The 20,072-nt window shown below is 61.2% G+C and carries 21 protein-coding genes; 12 read left to right on the plus strand and 9 right to left on the minus strand.

What is annotated here, in order from left to right; all coding sequences use genetic code 11:
• Positions 1 to 2: 2 nt before the first annotated feature.
• Both O7A61_RS00400 and O7A61_RS00405 read right to left on the minus strand, forming a co-directional pair.
• Positions 3 to 971, minus strand: coding sequence for a type II secretion system F family protein (locus O7A61_RS00400; RefSeq protein WP_337127920.1), 969 nt, complete (start codon positions 969 to 971; stop codon positions 3 to 5).
• Positions 971 to 2,359 carry a CpaF family protein gene (locus tag O7A61_RS00405; protein ID WP_337127921.1) on the minus strand — a complete coding sequence of 463 codons (1,389 nt, stop codon included), beginning with the start codon at positions 2,357 to 2,359 and terminating at the stop codon, positions 971 to 973. The genes O7A61_RS00400 and O7A61_RS00405 overlap by 1 nt, the downstream gene beginning before the upstream one ends.
• Positions 2,360 to 2,900: 541 nt before the next feature.
• Here O7A61_RS00405 and O7A61_RS00410 point away from each other — a divergent pair.
• From O7A61_RS00410 to O7A61_RS00455, 10 genes are all read left to right on the plus strand, one after another.
• Positions 2,901 to 3,119, plus strand: coding sequence for a Flp family type IVb pilin (locus O7A61_RS00410; protein ID WP_337106722.1), 219 nt, complete (start codon positions 2,901 to 2,903; stop codon positions 3,117 to 3,119).
• A gap of 92 nt (positions 3,120 to 3,211) precedes the next feature.
• Positions 3,212 to 4,252, plus strand: coding sequence for a Flp pilus assembly protein CpaB (gene cpaB / locus O7A61_RS00415; protein WP_337127922.1), 1,041 nt, complete (start codon positions 3,212 to 3,214; stop codon positions 4,250 to 4,252).
• 65 nt (positions 4,253 to 4,317) lie between these two features.
• Positions 4,318 to 5,751: a type II and III secretion system protein family protein gene (locus O7A61_RS00420; RefSeq protein ID WP_337127923.1), complete on the plus strand. Its 1,434-nt coding sequence runs from the start codon at positions 4,318 to 4,320 to the stop codon at positions 5,749 to 5,751.
• Positions 5,752 to 5,755: 4 nt separating this feature from the next.
• On the plus strand, positions 5,756 to 6,031 hold the full coding sequence (locus O7A61_RS00425) for a hypothetical protein (RefSeq protein WP_246673778.1): 276 nt from the start codon (positions 5,756 to 5,758) through the stop codon (positions 6,029 to 6,031).
• 68 nt (positions 6,032 to 6,099) lie between these two features.
• A complete protein-coding gene (locus O7A61_RS00430; protein ID WP_337127924.1) occupies positions 6,100 to 7,608 on the plus strand; it encodes a TadE/TadG family type IV pilus assembly protein in 1,509 nt (502 codons plus the stop codon).
• A 7-nt stretch (positions 7,609 to 7,615) separates the two neighbouring features.
• On the plus strand, positions 7,616 to 8,110 hold the full coding sequence (locus tag O7A61_RS00435; protein WP_337127925.1) for a TadE/TadG family type IV pilus assembly protein: 495 nt from the start codon (positions 7,616 to 7,618) through the stop codon (positions 8,108 to 8,110).
• Positions 8,104 to 8,739 (plus strand): TadE/TadG family type IV pilus assembly protein, encoded by a 636-nt coding sequence (locus tag O7A61_RS00440; protein ID WP_337127926.1) that lies wholly within the window; start codon positions 8,104 to 8,106, stop codon positions 8,737 to 8,739. Before O7A61_RS00435 ends, O7A61_RS00440 begins: the two co-directional genes overlap by 7 nt.
• Positions 8,736 to 9,899, plus strand: a complete 1,164-nt coding sequence (locus O7A61_RS00445) for an AAA family ATPase (protein ID WP_337127927.1) — start codon at positions 8,736 to 8,738, stop codon at positions 9,897 to 9,899. Before O7A61_RS00440 ends, O7A61_RS00445 begins: the two co-directional genes overlap by 4 nt.
• On the plus strand, positions 9,886 to 10,458 hold the full coding sequence (locus O7A61_RS00450) for a L,D-transpeptidase (RefSeq protein ID WP_140746025.1): 573 nt from the start codon (positions 9,886 to 9,888) through the stop codon (positions 10,456 to 10,458). The genes O7A61_RS00445 and O7A61_RS00450 overlap by 14 nt, the downstream gene beginning before the upstream one ends.
• Positions 10,455 to 11,018: a hypothetical protein gene (locus O7A61_RS00455; protein WP_337127928.1), complete on the plus strand. Its 564-nt coding sequence runs from the start codon at positions 10,455 to 10,457 to the stop codon at positions 11,016 to 11,018. The genes O7A61_RS00450 and O7A61_RS00455 overlap by 4 nt, the downstream gene beginning before the upstream one ends.
• Positions 11,019 to 11,040: 22 nt before the next feature.
• On the opposite strand, the gene O7A61_RS00460 is transcribed toward O7A61_RS00455, so the two are convergent.
• From O7A61_RS00460 to O7A61_RS00475, 4 genes are all read right to left on the minus strand, one after another.
• Positions 11,041 to 11,559, minus strand: coding sequence for a hypothetical protein (locus O7A61_RS00460; protein ID WP_337127929.1), 519 nt, complete (start codon positions 11,557 to 11,559; stop codon positions 11,041 to 11,043).
• A 199-nt stretch (positions 11,560 to 11,758) separates the two neighbouring features.
• Positions 11,759 to 12,568 (minus strand): alpha/beta hydrolase, encoded by an 810-nt coding sequence (locus O7A61_RS00465; RefSeq protein ID WP_337127930.1) that lies wholly within the window; start codon positions 12,566 to 12,568, stop codon positions 11,759 to 11,761.
• 9 nt (positions 12,569 to 12,577) lie between these two features.
• On the minus strand, positions 12,578 to 14,065 hold the full coding sequence (locus O7A61_RS00470) for an NAD-dependent succinate-semialdehyde dehydrogenase (protein WP_337127931.1): 1,488 nt from the start codon (positions 14,063 to 14,065) through the stop codon (positions 12,578 to 12,580).
• Between the two features lie 17 nt (positions 14,066 to 14,082).
• Positions 14,083 to 15,309 carry an iron-containing alcohol dehydrogenase gene (locus O7A61_RS00475; RefSeq protein ID WP_337127958.1) on the minus strand — a complete coding sequence of 409 codons (1,227 nt, stop codon included), beginning with the start codon at positions 15,307 to 15,309 and terminating at the stop codon, positions 14,083 to 14,085.
• A 156-nt stretch (positions 15,310 to 15,465) separates the two neighbouring features.
• On the opposite strand from O7A61_RS00475, the gene O7A61_RS00480 reads away from it, so the two are divergent.
• Positions 15,466 to 16,167 (plus strand): GntR family transcriptional regulator, encoded by a 702-nt coding sequence (locus O7A61_RS00480; RefSeq protein ID WP_337127932.1) that lies wholly within the window; start codon positions 15,466 to 15,468, stop codon positions 16,165 to 16,167.
• A gap of 147 nt (positions 16,168 to 16,314) precedes the next feature.
• The gene (locus O7A61_RS00485) at positions 16,315 to 16,908 is read left to right on the plus strand and encodes a DJ-1/PfpI family protein (protein ID WP_140505914.1); all 594 of its coding nucleotides are present in this window, start codon (positions 16,315 to 16,317) and stop codon (positions 16,906 to 16,908) included.
• A gap of 135 nt (positions 16,909 to 17,043) precedes the next feature.
• Here O7A61_RS00485 and O7A61_RS00490 read toward each other — a convergent pair whose 3' ends face one another.
• The 3 genes from O7A61_RS00490 to O7A61_RS00500 form a co-directional block, all read right to left on the minus strand.
• Positions 17,044 to 18,243, minus strand: coding sequence for a mandelate racemase/muconate lactonizing enzyme family protein (locus O7A61_RS00490; RefSeq protein ID WP_337127933.1), 1,200 nt, complete (start codon positions 18,241 to 18,243; stop codon positions 17,044 to 17,046).
• A gap of 9 nt (positions 18,244 to 18,252) precedes the next feature.
• Positions 18,253 to 18,579 carry an NIPSNAP family protein gene (locus tag O7A61_RS00495; RefSeq protein ID WP_027145838.1) on the minus strand — a complete coding sequence of 109 codons (327 nt, stop codon included), beginning with the start codon at positions 18,577 to 18,579 and terminating at the stop codon, positions 18,253 to 18,255.
• A gap of 102 nt (positions 18,580 to 18,681) precedes the next feature.
• Positions 18,682 to 20,040: a mandelate racemase/muconate lactonizing enzyme family protein gene (locus tag O7A61_RS00500; RefSeq protein ID WP_337127934.1), complete on the minus strand. Its 1,359-nt coding sequence runs from the start codon at positions 20,038 to 20,040 to the stop codon at positions 18,682 to 18,684.
• Positions 20,041 to 20,072: the final 32 nt, after the last annotated feature.

A 20,072-nucleotide genomic window follows, 5' to 3' on the forward strand; every position in this document is an offset into this window, starting at 1 on the left:
AGTCAGAAATCGAAAGTAACCATCCGGTACATGATGAAGTCGCCAAGCAGCGCCCACAACCCGAAAAGCAGAAATATCGGGAAGACAAGCGGGTTGCCCCAGACGCCGCCGTAATAGCCTGGGGCAAGGATTTGAAGTGTGAAGAACATCACAATAGGAAACAAGGAAATGATCCACGCGGAGACGCGACCTTCGGCCGAAAGCGCCCTGATTTTCATGCGCAATTTCTGCCGTTCACGCAGAACCGAGGAAAGATTGGCCAGAATCTCGGTCAAATTGCCGCCCGTCTTGGCCTGGATCGACATCGATACCGACAGCAGCTGAAGGCCCTCGAAGCCGACACGCTGCGAGAGCTTTCGCACGGCCTGCTCGATGCTGAGGCCAAAGGTGATTTCATCGGAGACGATGCCGAACTCGGTGCCGAGCGGATCGGGCATTTCGCGCGCGACCAGACCGATCGCGACCGAAGCCGGGTGTCCGGCGCGCAGCGAACGAACGATCATATCGAGCGCATCCGGCAGCTGTTTGGCGAACTTCCGGATTCGCTTGTTGCGGGCACGCCGGAGGACGAGAAGCGGCAGGACAAGCCCTACGACCAGAAAGACAATGAGCGACGGCAAAGCGGGAAAATTGAAGAGTACCAGCAGCAACGCCATCGCCAGCCCTGCAAGCAGAAATGTTGCGGCGAAGGTCAACGGATTTCCGGTGATACCGGACTGGGTATAGAGCCTGTTCAACCAGACCATACCGAAAAGAAAATCGCCCGAGTCCGTGAGCCCGCGCTCTCGCAGAAGTCCCTGTAACGTTTGTTCGGCCGGGACGTCGCCAGCGAGCCGCTTCAATCGGCGATTAACTGCTAGAGACCGGGAGCGGCGGCCGGCAAATGAAAGATACAGGGCTTCGCCGGCGAGAATGACCGAAGCTGCCGCCAGCATGTAGATGAAGTACAGCAGAGCTTGACCGGTCAGCATCAGAGGGCGACCTGCGGGTTGAAGGCGTCCTTGGCAAAATGGTGCCCCAGGGTTGCGGCCTCCGGAGCGAACCGCGGGCGGACGCCGGTTGCGCGAAAGTCTCCGATGACCTTGCCCTCGGCTGTGACCTCACGCCGGACGAAATGATAAATTTCCTGAAGCTGGACGACATTACCCTCCATGCCAGTCAGTTCCGATATGGATGTGACACGCCGGCCGCCGTCCGAAAGACGCTGTGTTTGAACGATGATGTCAATGGCGGAGGCAATCTGCGCCCGGATGGAGTCGTGCGTCATCGGCATGCCGGCCATGCCGACCATCTGTTCCAGCCGCGAGATCGCGTCGCGCGGCGTGTTGGCGTGGATGGTGGTCATCGACCCCTCATGGCCTGTGTTCATGGCCTGCAGCATGTCGAAAGCTTCCTCGCCGCGCACCTCGCCGACGATGATGCGGTCCGGCCGCATGCGCAACGCGTTCTTCAGCAATTCGCGCTGACGAACCTCGCCCCTGCCCTCGACATTGGGTGGCCGCGTTTCAAGCCTGCCGACATGAGGCTGCTGCAACTGCAGTTCCGCCGCATCCTCTATGGTGATGAGTCGTTCCTTCGAGGGGATGTAGCTCGACAGCGCGTTGAGCAGCGTAGTCTTGCCACTGCCGGTGCCGCCCGAAACCAGGATCGATTTGCGCGCCTGCACGGCGATCCGCAACAGATCGACCATTGGCGGACGGATCGAATTGAGCGCCACTAGGCGTTCGAGCGAATAGGGATTCTTGGAGAATTTGCGGATCGATACCAGCGGACCATCGACCGAGATCGGCCGCACGGCGATGTTGACGCGTGAGCCGTCATCCAGGCGGGCATCGACCATCGGCGAGGATTCATCGACCCGACGCCCGATATTCGAGACTATTTTGTTGATTACGCGCAGCAGATGCGCCTCGTCACGAAACCGGATTGCTGTTTCTTCAACGATGCCATGCCGCTCGATGAAAACCCGCTTGTGGGTGTTGATCATGATGTCCGTGATCGAATCATCCTTGAGCAGCGGTTCGATCGGCCCCAGCCCCAGCATCTCGTCAGCCGTGTCGCTGGTCAATTGATCGAGTTCGCGGGCGTTCAACGGCACATTTCGACCCCGCACGAATTCGCGCACGATCGGGCGGATCTCGATCAGGATCTCATCCTTCGATGCATTTTCCAGAGCGGTCAGATTGAACCGATCGATAAGATGGCGATGAAGCTCAACCTTGAGTGTCAGAAAATCGTTGCCATGCGATTCGATTTCGGTGACCGGAGAAAGGGCGGGAGCGACAGGCAGAACTGTCAGCGTCTCCGTGTTTGTCATGGCCGGCTGTGCGCCTTGCCCCTTGATGAATCGCCCCAGCATAATCGCCTATGCTCCCCTAGCCCTGCATTAGCGGAAACTAAACGTTAACCAATCAGGGCACAAGCGCCGGGGCGCCTCGCGTGCCGGCAATACTTGCAACATAGTTAAGGAGCGCACCGAAAAAATATCGTTTTTATTTCTGATCTCCACGTTACCAAAACATGAGTGGCGCAATAAGCTTTGGAGGCTTCTGTGCCCTTGCGTGCTGCGACACCGGCATCCACCCCATATTTGGCTATAACCTCTTAGATATAAAGGGATATGCCATATGGCTAAAGTAGCCGCCACTTCATTAGATTGAATGCATAATTGTGAACGAATGGTTAAGGGCGCTTGAAAAATTAGACGAATCAAGCTCTTGCTGAAATTTGAAGGCGCTTAGAGCTCGAAAGTTCATGTATTGGAAAGTTAAGGAACCGTTAATCCCATTTGACTCTGCAATTTCTCGGGACCTAGGATCGAGATGACGGGGGATGCTTGGGTATGGATTTCATCCTTTGCTCTGTCTCGTCGGGTTCAAACCTCCAAGGGAGAAATTGACATGAACAAGCTCATGACGATGACCCGGCAGTTCCGCGACGATGAAAACGGCGCTGCCATGGTCGAATATTCCATCCTTATCGGCATTATCGCCGTTGCATCGATTCTGACTGTCCTCGCCATTGGCGGCTGGGTAAACGGTCGTTTCTCGGCACTCTGCACCGCCCTCGACGCAGCGACAGTTGGTTCGTGTAACGCGGCGACTGGCGTCGGCACCTGATCGCCTGACTACACTCAGGCCCGGATCGTTCGAGCCGGGCCTGAATCCGATCGCAGCGGGCGAATCCCGCATTGGGGCTTGGGGCTTGGGGCATGCGCGCCAATACGCTTATCATGATCGTTCTCGCCGGCGTGTTCGGCGTTCTGGCAGTTGTGCTGGTCAATATCTGGCTGGCCGGCCAGCGTAGCGCTATGGCGCAAACAGGCCTCGTTCAAGGCAGCACAGTCGTCGTAGCGGCAATGCCGCTGAAGTTCGGCGACGCGCTCACCGCAGATAAATTGCGCGAAGTCGCGTGGCCGGCGGGCGTGGTTCCAACGGGCGCCTTCAAGACAACGAAGGAAGCTCTGGCAGGCGAGGGCACGAGGCAGGCTCTTCAAACCATTAGCGCTAACGAGCCTGTACTCGCCAGCAAGATCACTGGGCCCGGCCAGCGCGCCACGCTTTCGGCGGTGCTCGGCGAAGGAATGAAGGCCGTTTCCATCAGGGTCAACGACGTGCTCGGCGTTGCGGGTTTCGTCTTCCCGGGCGACCGGGTCGATGTCTTGCTGACCCGAACGGTTCGCGGCGAGGATGGCGCGGACAAGAGTTTTGTCGACGTGCTGCTACAGGGCATGAAGGTGCTGGCCATCGACCAGGTGGCCGATGTGAGCAAGGACAGCCCAACCGTGGTCAAGTCCGTTACGCTGGAAGCCAGCACGAAAGATGCGCAAAAGCTGACACTGGCGGCAGGTGCCGGGCAATTGTCGCTGGCGCTTCGCCAGGCCGCCGCCAGCAAGGGCGAAACCACCGAACGGGTGACACTTTCCGATCTGACCGGCGAAACGCCGGCCGATGTCGCCGCTCGACAGGCAGAACTCGACAAGAAGGCTGCAGCGGAAGCCTTGGCGGCAGCTGAGCGCAAGCGGGCCGACGACAAGCTGGCCGGGCTGGCTCAGGCCGTGGAGAGGGTGGGGAGCCGGCTTGACGAGTTGGGCAAGGTCAAACCCGCTCCGGCCGTGACATCTGCGCCTGAAGTGCGCGAGGTCGTCAAGGAAGTGATCAAATATGTGCAGCCGGAACCGCCGAAGAACGTGACCGTGGGCGTATTTCGTGGCGTGAAGCTCGAGACATATGACGTGCCGCGACAACCATGATAATAATGCGGCATAATACCGCGCGACATGGTGGCTGCCTCAAGCAGCATTTGGGGAGACGGGGAATGAAGGGGTTTTGGTTGAGGATGGCGACGGCCATGCTGGTGGCGCTGCTGTCGAGCGTTGCGGCCGATGCCGCCGACCGCTTCATCGACGTGTCGAACCCCAGCGTCCATCGTATCTTCCTGCCGATGTCGCAATCGGTGACGCTCCAGGTGAATGCCAATCTCGGCGACATCGTCGTCGGCGACGAGAAGATCGCCGACGCGCAGCCAATGACCGACCGCACGCTTTACGTCATCGGCAAGGGCGCCGGCACCACCACGGTCAACCTGTTCTCGCCCGACAAGCGTTCGCTCGGCGTCATCCAAATCGAGGTCGGCGTCGATGTCAGCGACATGGCGGCGGCGATCCGCCAGGTGTCGCCAAGGTCGCGCATCGAAATCGGTTCGGTGAATGGCAGGGTGCGGCTTGGCGGTCATGTCAAGGACGGCGCCACGCTGGCGGCCATCATGGAAGTGGCGCAGCAATATGGTCCCGACGCCATCATCAATGCAGTCACCGTTGACGACAGCCAGCAGGTCAATCTCGAAGTGCGCGTGCTGGAAGCCAAGCGCAACGCCGGCCGCGATCTCGGTGTGTCGATCAAGAGCACGAACAGCAGAGGCACGACTCGAGTCGGAACTGGCATTGCCACCGTGGACAAGGACGGGGCGGAGCTCGGGGCGGGCGAGCTTGTCAGTGGCCTGTTGTCGAACAGCAATCCCTTCGCAGCCTTGATCACCCGCGTCATCGACAGCAACATCAAGGTCGACCTGATCATCGAGGCGCTTGAGGCAAAGGGCGTGGTGCGCACGCTTGCCGAGCCAAACCTCACCACGCTTTCCGGCGAACCCGCCAGTTTCAATGCCGGCGGCCAGGTGCCTATCCGCAGCGTCGACAAGAACGGCGAGGTCCAGATCGAGTACAAACAATTCGGCGTCAATCTCTTGTTCACGCCGATCGTGCTCGCCGACGACAAGATCCACATCCAGTTGGCACCGGAGGTCAGCGACCTGACCGGCTTCACCACCGCCGGCGACCCGATCTTCACCAACCGCAAGCTGGAAACCGTGGTCGAACTGCGCGACGGCCAGAGCTTCGCGGTCGGCGGGCTCCTGTCCAGCAAGACCACCAAGCTTCAGAACCAGGTGCCATGGCTCGGCCAAGTGCCTGTCATCGGCACACTGTTTCGCAATTCGAGCAGCCAGAAGGAAGAGACCGAACTCGTCGTCGTCGTCACGCCGCACATCGTGCGGCCGGTGAAGCCCGGCGAGCAGTTGGCGACGCCTTTCGACAAGACACGGCCCGCGAACGATCCGGAATTCTTCGTGCTCGGTCAACTCGAAGTGAACAAGGACATGATCCGCAAGTATGAAACGGGCGACGGCGTCACCGGCCCCTATGGCCACATGCTGGACTTCAAGTCGAAGGACAAGATGCTCTATGTCAAGAAATAGTGCCTTGATCCTCATTCTGTGCGCCGGATCGCTTTCGGGCTGTGCCGCGGACTATCTGAACCACTACGACTCGGTGACCCTGGCCGCCGGCGACACGCAGAAATATAACTCGCTGCTGCAGACGGTGGACCCGCTCAACCCGGCCTCCAGGAACACGCATATCGAGGGCGACGGCACGCGCGCCGCACTTGTTGCGCACAATTACAAATATCCGCCACCACCGCCGCCGCCGCCAGCCATCACGGTCAATGTCGGCGGGTCGGGTGTGACGACGCCGTGAACTGAACGGAAGGATGCGGAGGGCGCCGGGCATGCGAGGGGCCCTGCAAGAGAGTAGAGAGTAAGGTCATGTTGGGGACCATTCGTGCCTTCTGGAACGATCAACGTGGCGTAGCGATGATCCTCGTGGCGATCATGCTGCCGGTGCTTATCGGCTTCGCTCTGCTGGCAATCGATATGAGCCGGGCCAGCGGACTGCATAACGATCTGCAGAAAGGTGTCGATGCGCTAGCGCTTGCAACGGCCGCGGAACTGGATGGCAGATCGGATTCGATCACCCGAGCCGAACTGGCCAAGACGACACTTCTCACCAACAAAACAAAGTTTTCAACGTCAGGCGATCATACACTCGCCTTGGCTGATGTGACCGTCAAATATTTGACTGGGATACCTGCCGACGACAGCATCAGGTTAAACGCCGCCGGTGTCGACACTAATGGCCATGACTGGTCAAGCACCGATCCCAAAGCCGTGACATTCTCCCTGGTGACAGTAAACCCGTCCGGTGACGCGGATGGTGCCGGTGCTTTCGCGGCAATTTTTCCGGCAAGCTTTCTAGGCGGCAACAACACCGTCGATATTCAGCCCCAGGCTGTGGCCGGATTTGTCCAGTCGATCTGCGAAACGGTGCCGATTTTCATGTGCAATCCGTTCGAGACGACCGACCCGTTGACCAGCAAAACCATCCAGCAGGCGTTCGCCGCCGGGCTCACCTATAGCCGCGAATACCGTATCCTCAAGGTTGACTCGAACCCCGGCCCAGGCAATTTCGGACTGATCGACAACAATCTCACGTCACTGCGGGATGCGCTCGCTATCGGAACCGCCGGCACCTGCTATCAACGCGATAAGCTCACCACTAAGACCGGCGTCACCCTGGGCCAGGTCAACGCTGGTCTCAATGTACGCTTCGACATCTACAGCACTTCGCTGAAGAGCCATGACACCGATTGGCAATATCGGCCGGCGAGCAATGTTCGCAAGGGGGTAGATAAAACCTCTAACTGTAATAAATACACACCCAATACGGACGGGACGGCCATGGCGCTGCCGCCGGGCAACAGCTTCGATTCCGCCACGGGGATGACGAATTCGACCTGGGATCGCAGCAATTACTGGCTGATCAACCACGGTGCCGCATACCCCTCCGTCCCGAGCACCACCAACCCGACCGGCGCCGCTGTGCCGGCTTCGAGATATGACGTCTATAAGTACGAGATTGCGAACGGGCTCGTCGGGGACAAGTCCAAGGCGCCGACAAAGGAAACCGGCGTTCCGGCCTGCTTCAAAGGCACGACGCCGACAGCTGACCCCGATCGGCGGTTGCTCAACATGGCGATCGTCGACTGCATCGCCAACCAAGCCAAGATCAATGGCCATGTCCAGCTCAAGCCTGATGGCTATGCCAGCGTCTTTATAAACAGCCCCATCCAGAAGCAGGATAACACCAAAGACCCCGAAGATCCTTCGGCTGGCGAAAAGCCGATCAGCCTTGAGATCGTCGACGTCGATGGAGGGTTTGCGAACAACACCCTTCTAGACAAAGCATTCCGCAACGAAGCCCAACTGTATCGGTAGAGTCGACATGACCAGGTTCGGCAAAATTATTGGGCGGTTCCAAGGCGACGAAAATGGCGCCGCTTTGGTGGAAGCCGCGATCACCATACCACTCGTGTTGCTGTTGTCGGCTGGTGTGTTTGAGTTTTCCAACATCCTGAACACGCGCCTGCTTCTCGAAGCCGGCGTTGAGGATGCGGGTCGCTACATGGCACGATGCAGCAGTGACTGGGAGACCTGCAAGGGGCGGGCTCAAAACCTTGCTGCCAAGGGGGCGGTCGCCAACGGCAGCGCCAGGGTGACAGGATGGCTGCCGGCGGCAGTTGAGATCACCAAGGCGCGCTCGCTGGACGCGGTTGATGTGGCCACGGGCACGCAGCTTTATCTTAGCAGCAAGAGCACTGTCGATGTCGTGGACGTCAGTACCTCCTATTCTTATCCGGACATCGGCTTCTGGTCGTATCTCGGCTTTGGTGCTCTCACGCTGAGCGTGTCCCATCAGGAACGAGTCATTGGATGGTGACGGGGCGCATCAAGTTTTGGGCCAACCAGTCCGGAGCGACAATGGTCGAAATGGCCATGGTGATGCCGCTACTGTTGACGCTTCTGCTTGGCTTCGTCGATTTCGGCTACGCCTTTTACCAATGGAATGCAGGGAACAAAGCGGTGCAAGCCGGCGCAAGGCTGGCGCAGATTTCTACACCTGTCGTCAGCGGGCTCCTGCTGGAGACAATAACGCAGAGCGATGTAACTAAAATCGGCACCGCGGTGGCTGCAAACACCTACAACTATATCTGCACTGCCAATACCGCGGGGAGCGTCACTTGCACTTGTGGCGCGGGCGCTACGTGTCAGAACCTCAATGTAAGCCAAGCCGCTTTTGATTTCATCTTCAGCGGCAATAGCAGCCGGGCCGGAATGCAGACTTTCCTGCCAATGCTGGCGAAGTCCGAGGTGCGGATCCAATATCAGGCCTCCGGCCTCGGCTACTGGACGCGCCCCAGCGGGCCGGTGCCAACGATCACCGTCAGCATCACCAATCATCCCTTCCAGTTCTTCTTTCTGGGCGGATTGCTCGGGTTCGGAAACATCACCATGCCCTCCATGCTGAGCACGGTCACGGGCGAAGACATGAAGAGTACCTGGCCATGAACGCCATCAACACCAAGGTTTTGCCGACCAAGCGAAAGCAGGTCGCGCTGTTTTCCTCCGATCCGAATTTCAAGCGCGATGTGGCGACGCGGCTCGATGCGCTGGCGATCTATGATGTGCGGGTTGCCGAGACGGGTGATTTTCTCAAGGGGCCGCCCGCCGACACGCGCCCGGGCATCGTCATCCTCGATCTCGGCAATGGCGAATTGCTTGGCAATCCAGGCATCGTCGAGGCGCGCGCGCTGTGGGCGACCGTGCCGCTGATCGCGGTTTCCGACGAATTGACGTCGGAGCAAACGCGCGTCTTGGTGCGCATGAATGCCTCGGACTGGCTGCACAAGCCGCTCGACGGCAAGGAGCTGCTCAACGCCGTCACCTTCCACGACAGCGGCAACCAGGGCGCCAAGAGCCGCATCATCACCTTCATCAGCGCCAGCGGCGGTGCCGGCGCCACGACGCTGGCGCTATCGGCGGCCGAATTCCTGGCCTCGAAATCGACCGAGCGCGCGGCCTCGACCTGCCTGGTCGACCTCGATTTCCAGAGCGCCAATTGCGGCGCCTATCTCAACCTGTTCAACCAGTTCGACCTTGCCGGCATCATCGGCCAGCCGGAACGGCTCGATGTCGAACTGATGGATGTCATCAAGCTGTCGCGGCCTTCCGGCCTGACGCTCTATGCCTTCGAGCGGCCGCAATTGCCGTTCGAGCCGCATGGCGCCGATTTCGTGTTCCGGCTGCTCGACCTCGTGGCCTACCGTTTCGACGACATCGTCATCGACCTGCCCAACATCGAAACGCCCTGGCACAATTCCGTGCTTTCGACGAGCGACGAGATCTTCATCGTCTTCGAGCTCAATGTCGCTTCGCTGCGGCAAGGCAAACGGCTCTACAAGAAGATCCGTGAGCTGCGCGGCAATGCCGTCTCGATCACGCTGGTGGCCAACAAGCACAAGCGCAAATGGTTCGGCAACCACTTCTCGCGCAGCGAGCTGGAGAAGATCTTCAAGGCGCCGAACATCAAGTCGGTCGGCCTCGACAACGCCCTGCTGGCCGACGCCCTGAACCGCGCGATGCTGCCGTCCGAAGTGGATGGGCGCGCGCGCTTCAACAAGGATCTGAAGAAGATGTTCCGCGAGCGGCTCGACGATGCGGCCCGCTAGCGGCCATCGCTTTCGACTGACGGCCGCCTGCCTCCTCGGCCTGGCGCTGGCACCTGCGGCCGGACAGAGCGCGTGGGCGGACAGCCGCCCGCCCTTGCCGGCCATGGGTCCCAGCCTGCGCAAGACAGTGGCGTTTTCCACCGCCGAGAAGATTGGAACCATAATCATCCGCAAGCAGGAAAAAGCGCTCTATCTGGTGACCGGCAAGGGCGAGGCCCTGCGCTACCGGATCAGTGTCGGCCGCGATGGATTTGGCTGGACGGGTACGGTCCAGGTGGGCGCGAAGACGGAGTGGCCGGCGTGGCGCCCACCCCGGGAAATGCGCGCCCGCCGGCCGGAGTTGCCTGACATGGTGCCCTCGGGGCCCTACAACCCGCTCGGTGCACGGGCGCTCTATCTGCTTCGGGACGGTCGCGACACGCTCTATCGCATCCATGGCACCAACGACCCTTCGGGCGTGGGTTTCGACGGCACGTCGGGTTGTTTTCGCCTGACCAATACCGATGTCATCGATCTTTTCAGGCGCGTGCCTGTCGGCACCAAGGTGGTGGTCCAATGACGACAATCAGCGATCCCGACGAACTGGTGGCGGCGGCCGAACCGCTATTGCTCGATAAGGAGAAGAGCCGGTTCAGATTAGCCGTTGCCGTCTGTGTCGGCCTGACGCTGTTTGCCCTTCTGAATGCCACCGCGGCCGTCTATCTCTACCGTGGCATCAACGACCTGCGCGCGATCGAGGCGCGACTGGAAGACCTTGGCCAATTCGAGCAGCGAATGAGCGCGCGGCTGGACACCGTCAACAACGGATTCCAAAGCCGGTTCGAGGCACTGGACGACCGGCTGAGGGCGAGCTTCGGCGAGGTCAACGCCACCATCGCCCGGCAGGCACCGGAAATGTCGGGAAATCACGGTGGCGACATGCCGCGCGTCGTGGAACTCCCCTCGCCCGCCGAAGACACGGCGGCGGTCGCCAGCGCCGCCGAGGCGGAGCCCGCCATAGAGGATATGCCGCGCGTAACGCGAAGGAGGTCGGCTCCGGCAGCGCCTCCCGCGCCAAGCTCCAACTACCAGCGGAGCGTATCCCCGGAGGGCAAGGTCACCTACCACAAGATAAACTAGCTCTGGCCTCGGGCGCGCTGCGCTAAAAATCTCGCTGCAGCGCCATCATCCGGACACGCCGCGATTCAACATGCATGCCGAGTTCACGGATATAGGCAAAATGGCAATAGGTGCACGCCGTCACCCCGATGACCGCCAGCATGCAGTTCAGCCAGGTGAAGTCCATCATCAGTGAGAACTGAAAGCCGCTCGGCGCCGTGAACGCGGCAATGGTGCTGGCGGTCTGCGGGCGGCCGCCGATCAAAATCATCGACGCCGCGAGGATCAGTGTGCCATGGTTGGCAAGAAAGAAAGCGGCCGACCTTCTGGCCTGACATGCCATCCAGCAGATCCCCAGTGCCGCGCCCAGCAACGCGAAATTCAGGACCATCGACCCTCCCAGATAGACATCGACCTGCTGCCAGACCATCCCGGACGACGGGTGCAAGGCGAGCCAGATCTTCCACATATCGGGGCTTGCGGGGTAGGTTCCGAGCAGGATGGTGGCCATTCGCTCCGCCGCCAGGATCAGCAGGACAAAGGCCGGGAAGGCGAAAAGCAAGAGTGGTTTGCGTTTCATGGTGCCTCGCAATCTGGCGGGCAGACTAGGCCGCATACATTGCGCGAAGCTTAACGGGGCGTTTTTGCGTCTGCCCACCGGGACCGGTGCCTTCGGACACCCGTGTCGCGGCGAGTCGAGGCCTGAACCCTCGAGTCGATGAGACAGCATCGTGCGGCCGCAGTACCGACGCGGGTCGAATCTATCCGGTCACGACGACGTCGTGAAGCCAGGCGCCCGCGATTGTCCCGCGCAGCCCCAAATCACGTACGCTATTCATGTGGTTGCGCCCCTCGAGCACGCCCTTCGACACACCCAGGCCCTGTCCCGTCAGGCGGTCAGCAAACAAGTTGGCCTGCTGGTGAAAAGGTTCCGTCTCCCGCTCGCCGACCAACACCGTGACTTTCGTCCGGGGAGAGTGGGATTTGCTCAGCGGCGAAAATGCCTCAACTTCCGTGTCGGTGAGACCTATCAAAGGCTCGAGGAAGGAATGCTGAAGGGGCTTCAAATCGTAAAGCCCGCCGAGCAGGAGTGCCGCCGAAGGGGCCAAACCCTCGTTGAACAAAAAGGTCGCCAGATGCGCCCCGGCGGAATGGCCGCTGACGCTTAGCCGGCCGGGATCGCCGCCATGGCCGGCGATATTATCCAGCACCCATTGCCCCGCGCGCCGGACCTGGTCGACGATTGCCGCCATCCTGACGGCAGGCATCAGCGCATAGTCGATCACGACCGCGATTGCCCCCGCGCTCGTCACCGTTTCGGCAATGTAGGAATAGTCGCTTCTGGTGAACATGCGCCAGTAGCCGCCATGGATGAAGATGTGCACCGGGAGGTCCTTACGCGGTCCCTCCGGAAAGAACAGGTCGAGGCGCTCGGCCTCGTGCGGGCCATAGGCGACATCCGCCAGCATGGGCAGCGCTGCCCGCGTCGCGGCGCTGCGGGCGATGATATCGGCCACGATGTCATCGAAATCGGCAACGTGGTCGCGGGTGCGAAAAGGATCCTTCGACATGGTGTCCGCTCAGAAGGTTACAGCGATGTATTTGGCCTCCATGAACTCCGCGATGCCGTGATGCTGGCCCCCTTCCCGCCCGAGGCCGCTCTGCTTTACCCCGCCGAAGGGCGCTGCGGGATCCGACATCAAGCCGCGGTTAAGGCCGATCATGCCGGCCTCGATCTCCGAGGCCACCCGCATGCCGCGTGCCACATCGCGCGTGTAGAGATAGGCGGCGAGGCCGTATTCGGTGTTGTTGGCGTGGAGAATGGCTTGCGCCTCGCTTTCGAAGCGGGTGATGGGCGCCACCGGGCCGAAGATCTCCTCATGCGCCATATCGGCGTCCGGCGAGACTTCGGACAGGACGGTCGGAGGATAGAAAAAGCCATCTCCTTCAAGCACCGAGCCGCCGCACAACACTTTGGCACCCCGATTGACCGCATCCTTGACCAGCCGGTCGATCTTGTCGACCGCCTTCCTGGTGATCATGGGTCCACATTCCGTCTCTGCCCTGGTGCCGGTGCCGATCTTGAGCGCGGCCATGCGCCGGGACAGGCCGTCGGCGAACGCATCGTGGATGCCCGACTGGACGTAAATGCGGTTGGCGGCGGTACAGGCTTCGCCGGCATTGCGCATTTTGGCGATCATGGCGCCATCGAGGGCCGCATCGAGATCGGCATCGTCGAAGACGATGAAGGGCGCGTTGCCGCCAAGCTCCATGGAACAGGAGATCACATGTTTGGCGGCTTCGGCGAGCAAGGCGCGGCCGATCCCGGTCGAGCCGGTGAAGGAGAGCTTCCTGACGCGCGGATCGGCCAGCATGGCCGACGTCAGGGGGCCGGGTGTCGACGTCGTCAGCACATTCACGACGCCGTCCGGGACGCCGGCTTCGCTGTAGAGCGCGGCGAGTGCATAGGCGGTCAGCGGCGTCTCGCTGGCCGGCTTCAGAATGACCGTGCAGCCTGCCGCGAGGGCCGGTGCGATCTTGCGTGTCGCCATCGCGGCGGGGAAATTCCACGGCGTGACGAGGACGCAGATGCCGATCGGCTGATAGTCGACCACGATCCGGTTGGTTCCGGACGGAGCGGTGCCGAACTCGCCGGTGATGCGAACAGCTTCCTCGGCGTTCCAGCGGAAGAATTCGGCTGCGTAACCCACCTCGCCGCGCGCGTCGCGCAGTGCCTTGCCGTTCTCCAGCGAGATCAGCATGGCAAGCGTCTCCGACCGCTCGACCATCAGCTCGAAACAGCGTCTGAGAATCTCCGAGCGCTTGCGTGGCGCGGTCTCGCGCCACCCCTTGGCGGCCTTGGCCGCTGCCTCGACTGCTGCGGCGGCGTCCTCCAGGGTCGCATCGGGAACCGCCGCGATCACGGCGCCTGAGGATGGATCGGTGACCTCAATGAGCCCGCCGTCGGAAGACGGCAGCCATTGTCCGCCAATGTAGAGTCGATGCGGAAAACCTCGCACTTCGTAGGGATCCTGATCGAGCTGGGAGGCATTATAGGGAAGGTTCATCGTCTTGTTCCTGACGTTCACATGGCGCAGGCGTTGAGATCGCCGTCATAGGCAGCCTGGACAAGGCGGCGCATGGCGGTGAGGTCGAATGGGCGCGGGTTGTTCTTGATCAGCCGATCGATGCCGAGTGCCTGCTCGGCGGTCCAGTCGAGTTTGTCGGCCGGAAGCCCCAGGCCGGCCAGCGTCGGAGTGATGCCGATCGCCGCAAACAAACGCCTGATCTCCTCGATGGTCGCGCCCGCCATTTCGTCGGCGCTTCGACCGTGCGGCTCAAGGCCAAGAGCAATCCCTATTTCGGCGATCTCCGCCGCGGCCACACGGCTGTTGTAGCTCATGACATAGGGCATCATTGTCGCCACCCCCAGCCCATGCGGCGTGTGTGTGAGCGCGCCTGCCGGGTATTGCACCGCGTGCGCGGCCGCCGTGCCGGCGGTGCCGAACGCGCAACCCGCCGCCAGCGCTCCCATCATCACGTCGGCGCGCGCCTCTGCGTCGCTACCGTCAGTAAACGCCTTCTCCAGGCTGCGGCCGAGCAGTTTGACGGCCAGCAGCGCGAAATGGTCGGTCAGCGGCGTCTTGCCGATGAAGACGTGGCGCTGCGGCAGGCTGAAGTCACCGTCCCGGCGCATGGCCGTGAAGGCCTCGATCGCATGCGTGAGGGCGTCGGCACCGGCGATCGCCGTCAGGCCCGGCGGACAGGTCACTGTCAGCTCGGGGTCGCAGATGGCAACGGCAGCGATCAGATGGGGGCTCGATATGCCGACTTTGAGCGTGCGGTCCGGATCGGATATCACCGCGACGGGTGTCACCTCCGACCCTGTGCCCGCCGTGGTCGGCACGGCGATGAGCGGCAGCGTCAGCCCCGGAACCTTGAACTCGCCGTAGTAATCGTGGAGTTCGCCGCCGTGGCTGATCAGCAAGGCGGCGCATTTGGCGAAATCGAGACAGCTGCCGCCGCCGATCCCGATCACCATATCGGGCCCAAAGCCCCGTGCTTCCTCGACGCACACCGCCACGGAGTCGCGCGGCACATCCGGCAGGACATCGTCATGGACCAGCACTTCGATCGACGCTGCCTGCAAGGATGCCATGATTTCGGCGAACACGGCCGTACCGGCGAAACGCTCGTCGGTGCAGACCAGGGCGCGTCGGCCGTAGCGAGCGGCCACGACCGGCAGTGCATGGCGTTGCCCCTTCCCGAATAGAATTTCGCGTGGGAGCCGGAGGGCTGTGAGAAGGCTCATGGCAGGCTGCATCCTTGAGGGGTGTCGGAGAAACTCGCATTGCAAAAACCGCACCGAAGATCCTGAACTGAACGGCACCGATAAAATCGTATAGGATATAGTATTGCATTGGTCAAACCCTCGTGTTAGCAGTCTCCCTTGTCGAGAGGCGAAAGAATGCAACCTGTCATTTTGAGCAATAAGGGTGAAGCACCCACGGGAGCGGGTCGCATCCAGCGCACGAGCAGCCTGGCCGAGGACGTCTACGAGGCCATTTTCGCGCAGCTGATGTCGCTGAAGATCGCGCCCGGTTCACGCATCACCGTCGACAATTTGGTCAAGGAGTTCGACGTTTCCCATACGCCGATCCGCGAAGCGCTCGGGCGTCTGGAAGGCGAAGGCCTGGTTCTGAAGACGCATCTGATCGGATACCGCGCCGCACCGCAGATCAGCCGGCGCCGTTTCGACGAATTGTACGAAATGCGTCTCCTGCTCGAACCGCACGGCGCGGCGAAGGCCGCTGCCGCGATGGACGAGGCCAAACTCGGCACGCTGCTGGAGGCAGCAGGCGTGATGTCGCGCCGCGAGGGCAAGGACGAGCGTCTGCGCTACTCAAACTTCGCCCGGCAGGACGCGATTTTCCACGACAAGATCATGGAATATGCCGAAAACGAGCTCATTCGCGAGACGCTGGGTTATCAACACACCCACTTCCACATTTTTCGCCTGATGTACCACTCCCGCGTGACCGAGGAGGCGCTGGACGAGCATGAGGCGATCCTTGCCGCGTTCGGTTCGGCCGATCCCGATGCGGCAGCGAAAGCAATGCGCGCGCACATCGAGCACTCGCGCGATCGCCTGCTGCCGGCCTTCGATTGAGGCTAAACCGATGTCCGCGCCACTGAGCACCAACGACAACGCCGAGGAATACTACTTCCCCAACTCACCATTCTGAGGACGGACAAAGCCAATGCGGGGCGCTGCATGGCCCGCCCGGCTTTTTTTCACACGACAGAGGAACCGACTATGTCAGGCAAGAAAATATTGATGCTCACCGGCGAGTTCACCGAGGAGTACGAGATCTTCGTCTACCAGCAGGCGATGGAAGCCGTCGGCCACACCGTCCACGTGGTTTGCCCGGACAAGAAGGCCGGCGATCTCATCAAGACCTCCCTGCACGACTTCGAGGGCGACCAGACCTACACCGAGAAGCTCGGCCATTTTCAGGTGATCAACAAGACGTTTGCCGAGGCGGAAAAGCAGCTCGATCAATACCACGCCGTATACTGCGCTGGCGGCCGCGGCCCGGAATACATTCGCACGGATAAGCGTGTGCAGGCTATGGTGCGCCACTTCCACGACACCCGGAAGCCGATTTTCACCATCTGCCACGGGGTCCAGATTCTGATTGCCGTGGACGGCGTCGTGCGCGGCAAGAAGGTCGGCGCGCTCGCCGCCTGCGAACCGGAAGTGACGTTGGCAGGCGGAACCTATGTCGACCTCTCGCCGACGGAGGCCTATGTCGACGGCACAATGGTGTCGGCCAAGGGTTGGACAGCCCTCGCTGCCTTCATCCGCGAATGCCTGAAGGTGCTCGGGACCGAGATCCGCCATAACTAAACAAGGCCGGCGCACGTCAACAATGCGCCGATTTCCGTTGTTGCAAGTGTGCAGGCTATGCTCCAATGGTAGCCGCTCGCATCCGCACTTTGAAGTATGCCCTCGGTCGATGAGATCGAGGGCCACCGGCGCCAATCAATCGAAGAAGCCGGCATCCTCCGCCAGCAAATACTTCCTGGCGCCTTCGGCGTCGATGTCGAGACCTAGCCCCGGTGCTTCCAGCAGATCCACCATGCTGTCCTTCACGATCTGCTTGGGCAGGCCGATGACGATGTCGTTCCACCAGGGGTCCGAGGCGCTGGGATATTCGAACGCGACGTAGTTGGCGGGCAAGGTGGCGCAGACATTGATCAGCGCGCCTAGGCCCAGCAGGCCGTTCGCGGTGCCGTGCGGCGCCATCAGGATTGAGTGCATATAGGCGTGCTCGGCGACCCATTTGAGCTCGGCAATGCCGCCAATGTCGGCAGGATCGGGGCCGATGACGCGCACCGCCTGCGTCTCGATCAGCTCCTTGAAATTGTGCCTGAGGTAAATCTGCTCGCCGGTATGGATCGGCGTCGAGGTGGAGCTGGTCAGCTCCCGGTAGGCCTGTGGATTGACCCATGGTACATAGTCGCCGGTCAGCATGTCCTCGAGCCACATCAAATTGTACTTTTCGACCGCGCGAGCGAACTTGATCGCATCGGGCAGCATCCAGCCCGGGCCGCAGTCGAGTGCCAGGCTGACCTTGTCCCCCAGCACTTCCTTCATCGCGATCACGCAATCGAGCATGTGGTTGAAACCACGTTCGCTGATCACGCCCTGATCCATCGCACCATGATAGCCGGCCTTCTTCTGCGTCACGCCGTAATGGAAGTCCTCGATGGTGTCCTTCATGTTGGAATGGAACGAGATTCCTTGCTTGACCATGAAGAAGTTCTGCGGCTGCTCCATCATCCATTTGACGTCGGCGGCGTAGTCTTCCGGCCGGTCGCCCGTACGCTTCTGGCGGATCGAGCCGTTGTAGACGCGCACCTTGTCGCGCACCTTGCCGCCTAGCAGCTTGTAGGCCGGCACGCCCGCGGCCTTGCCGGCTATGTCCCACAGCGCATGTTCAATGGCGCTGACCGCCGCGCCATAGGGCTTGAAAGAGCCGCGTTGGCGGATCTTCAACATGACCCGCTCGACGTCGGTCGGATCTTCGCCGATCAGCGCCTCGCGGAAATGCAGCACCCATGGCTTGAGATAAGGCTTGGTGTACTCGACCTCGCCAAGGCCGTAGAGACCTTCGTCGGTGACGATACGGACGATGGGATGTTTGCCGATTACGGCGCACCGCAGGTCGGTGATCTTCATGGCGCAGTCCTATTTCACAGACGAGAAAGCTGTCGGCGTGAGCAGCTGGCTGCTGATGTTGGCAATGATCTGCCCGTCGCGCTCAGACTCGTCCCGGGCCCTGTGCCATGCCGGATCGGCGACGAAAGCCGCCCATTTCGCCTCACGCTCGGCCAGCGATTCCCAGGCGAGGAAATAGGTGAGGCGATTGCTGTTTTCGCCGATCGCCGTGGTGAAAAACCCGGCTTGGCGGATGCCATGCCTCTCCCAGATGGCCAGCGTCTGGTCGGAAAAGCGCTTGAGCAAAGTCGGCAGTCTGCCCGGCAGGCAGTCATAGATACGCAGTTCGTAGATCATGGTTTCGTCCGTTTCTTTCTTCGCCTCTCCCTTGGGAGCGGTCGACACGAATGGTCGGTCGTTGGCCCTGTGAGCCTGGGGAATGAGGGCAAGGGGTCTGGGCTAACTCCAGGTCCGGTCCCAGCTATATTCATTGTCCCAATGCTCGGTGGATTGCCATATCCCCGTGACACCGGGCTGCAGATGCTGGGTGATCACCTCGTCGACCACATCGTCTATGCCCAGCCCCGGCTTATCGGGCACGGTGATGAAGCCGTCCTTGACAAGCGGCTTGGGCAGGCCGGTGACGATATCGTCCCACCAGCCGACATCGGCGGAGTGGTATTCGAGCGCGATGAAGTTCTCGGTCGCGGTGGCGACATGCGCGGCGGCCATCGCGGCGATCGGACTTTCGGCCATATGGATCGCCATGGCGACACCGTGATCCTGCGCCATATCGCCGATCTTCTTGGTCTCGAGAATGCCCCCACTGGTGAGCAGGTCGGGGTGGATGACCGAGAGGCCGCCGCTCTTGAGCAGCGGCTCGAAGCCTTCCTTGAGGTAGACGTCCTCGCCGGTGCAGATCGGCACCGTGGTAGCCTGCTGCAATTGCCGGTACTGCTCGGTGTATTGCCAGGGGATCACGTCCTCCAGCCAGGCCGGAACGTATTTCTCGATACGGCGCGACAGGCGTATGCCATCCTGCAGCGAGATGTGGCCGACATGGTCGATGGCAAGCGGGATCTCGTATCCGATGACCTCGCGAACCTCGTGGATATACTGCTCGAGCAGGTCTATCCCCTTTTCGGTGAAATGCAGGCCTGTGAACGGGTGCTGCACGTTCTGCGCGTCATAAGCGAGATTGCGGGCCTTTCGCTCCTCGAACGAGCCACCGCGGCCGCGCGGGTTGCCGTGAAACCCTTCGAGCGCGCCGGCAGGTGCGACCACGGCGCCCGGGACATGGGCGATCTGCATCAAGCCCAGGTCCATCTTCAAGAAGGTGAACCCGCGGCCCATGCGTTCCTTGAGGCGCTTGCCGGTTTCGGTGCCGCTGGGTTTCTCGGCGTCGGTATCGCAATAGACGCGCACGTGATTGCGAAACTTGCCGCCCAGCATCTGGTAGATCGGCACGCCATAGGCCTTGCCGGCGAGGTCCCACAGCGCGATTTCGACCGCCGAGACGCCGCCGCCCTGCCGGCCGTGCCCGCCGAACTGCTTGATCCGGCGAAACAGACGGTCGATGTCGCAGGGGTTTTCACCAAGCAGCCGGCTCTTCAGCATCAGCGCGTAAGTGGCGCTGGCGCCGTCGCGCACCTCGCCAAGCCCAACGATGCCCTGGTTGGTGTAGATCTTGAGCAGCGCCGAGGTGAACGGCGCGCCGACGATTTCGGCCACCCGCATGTCGGTGATGCGAAGCTCGGACGGCTTCGAGTTGGTGTTGACCCGGTTGAGGGCCTCGTCGGCTCCATCCGTCTTTGGCATGACTTATCCTCGTTCTGATTTGCAGGCTTGTC

The sequence above is a fragment of the Mesorhizobium sp. Cs1321R2N1 genome (assembly GCF_037179725.1).
Lineage (GTDB): Bacteria > Pseudomonadota > Alphaproteobacteria > Rhizobiales > Rhizobiaceae > Mesorhizobium > Mesorhizobium salmacidum.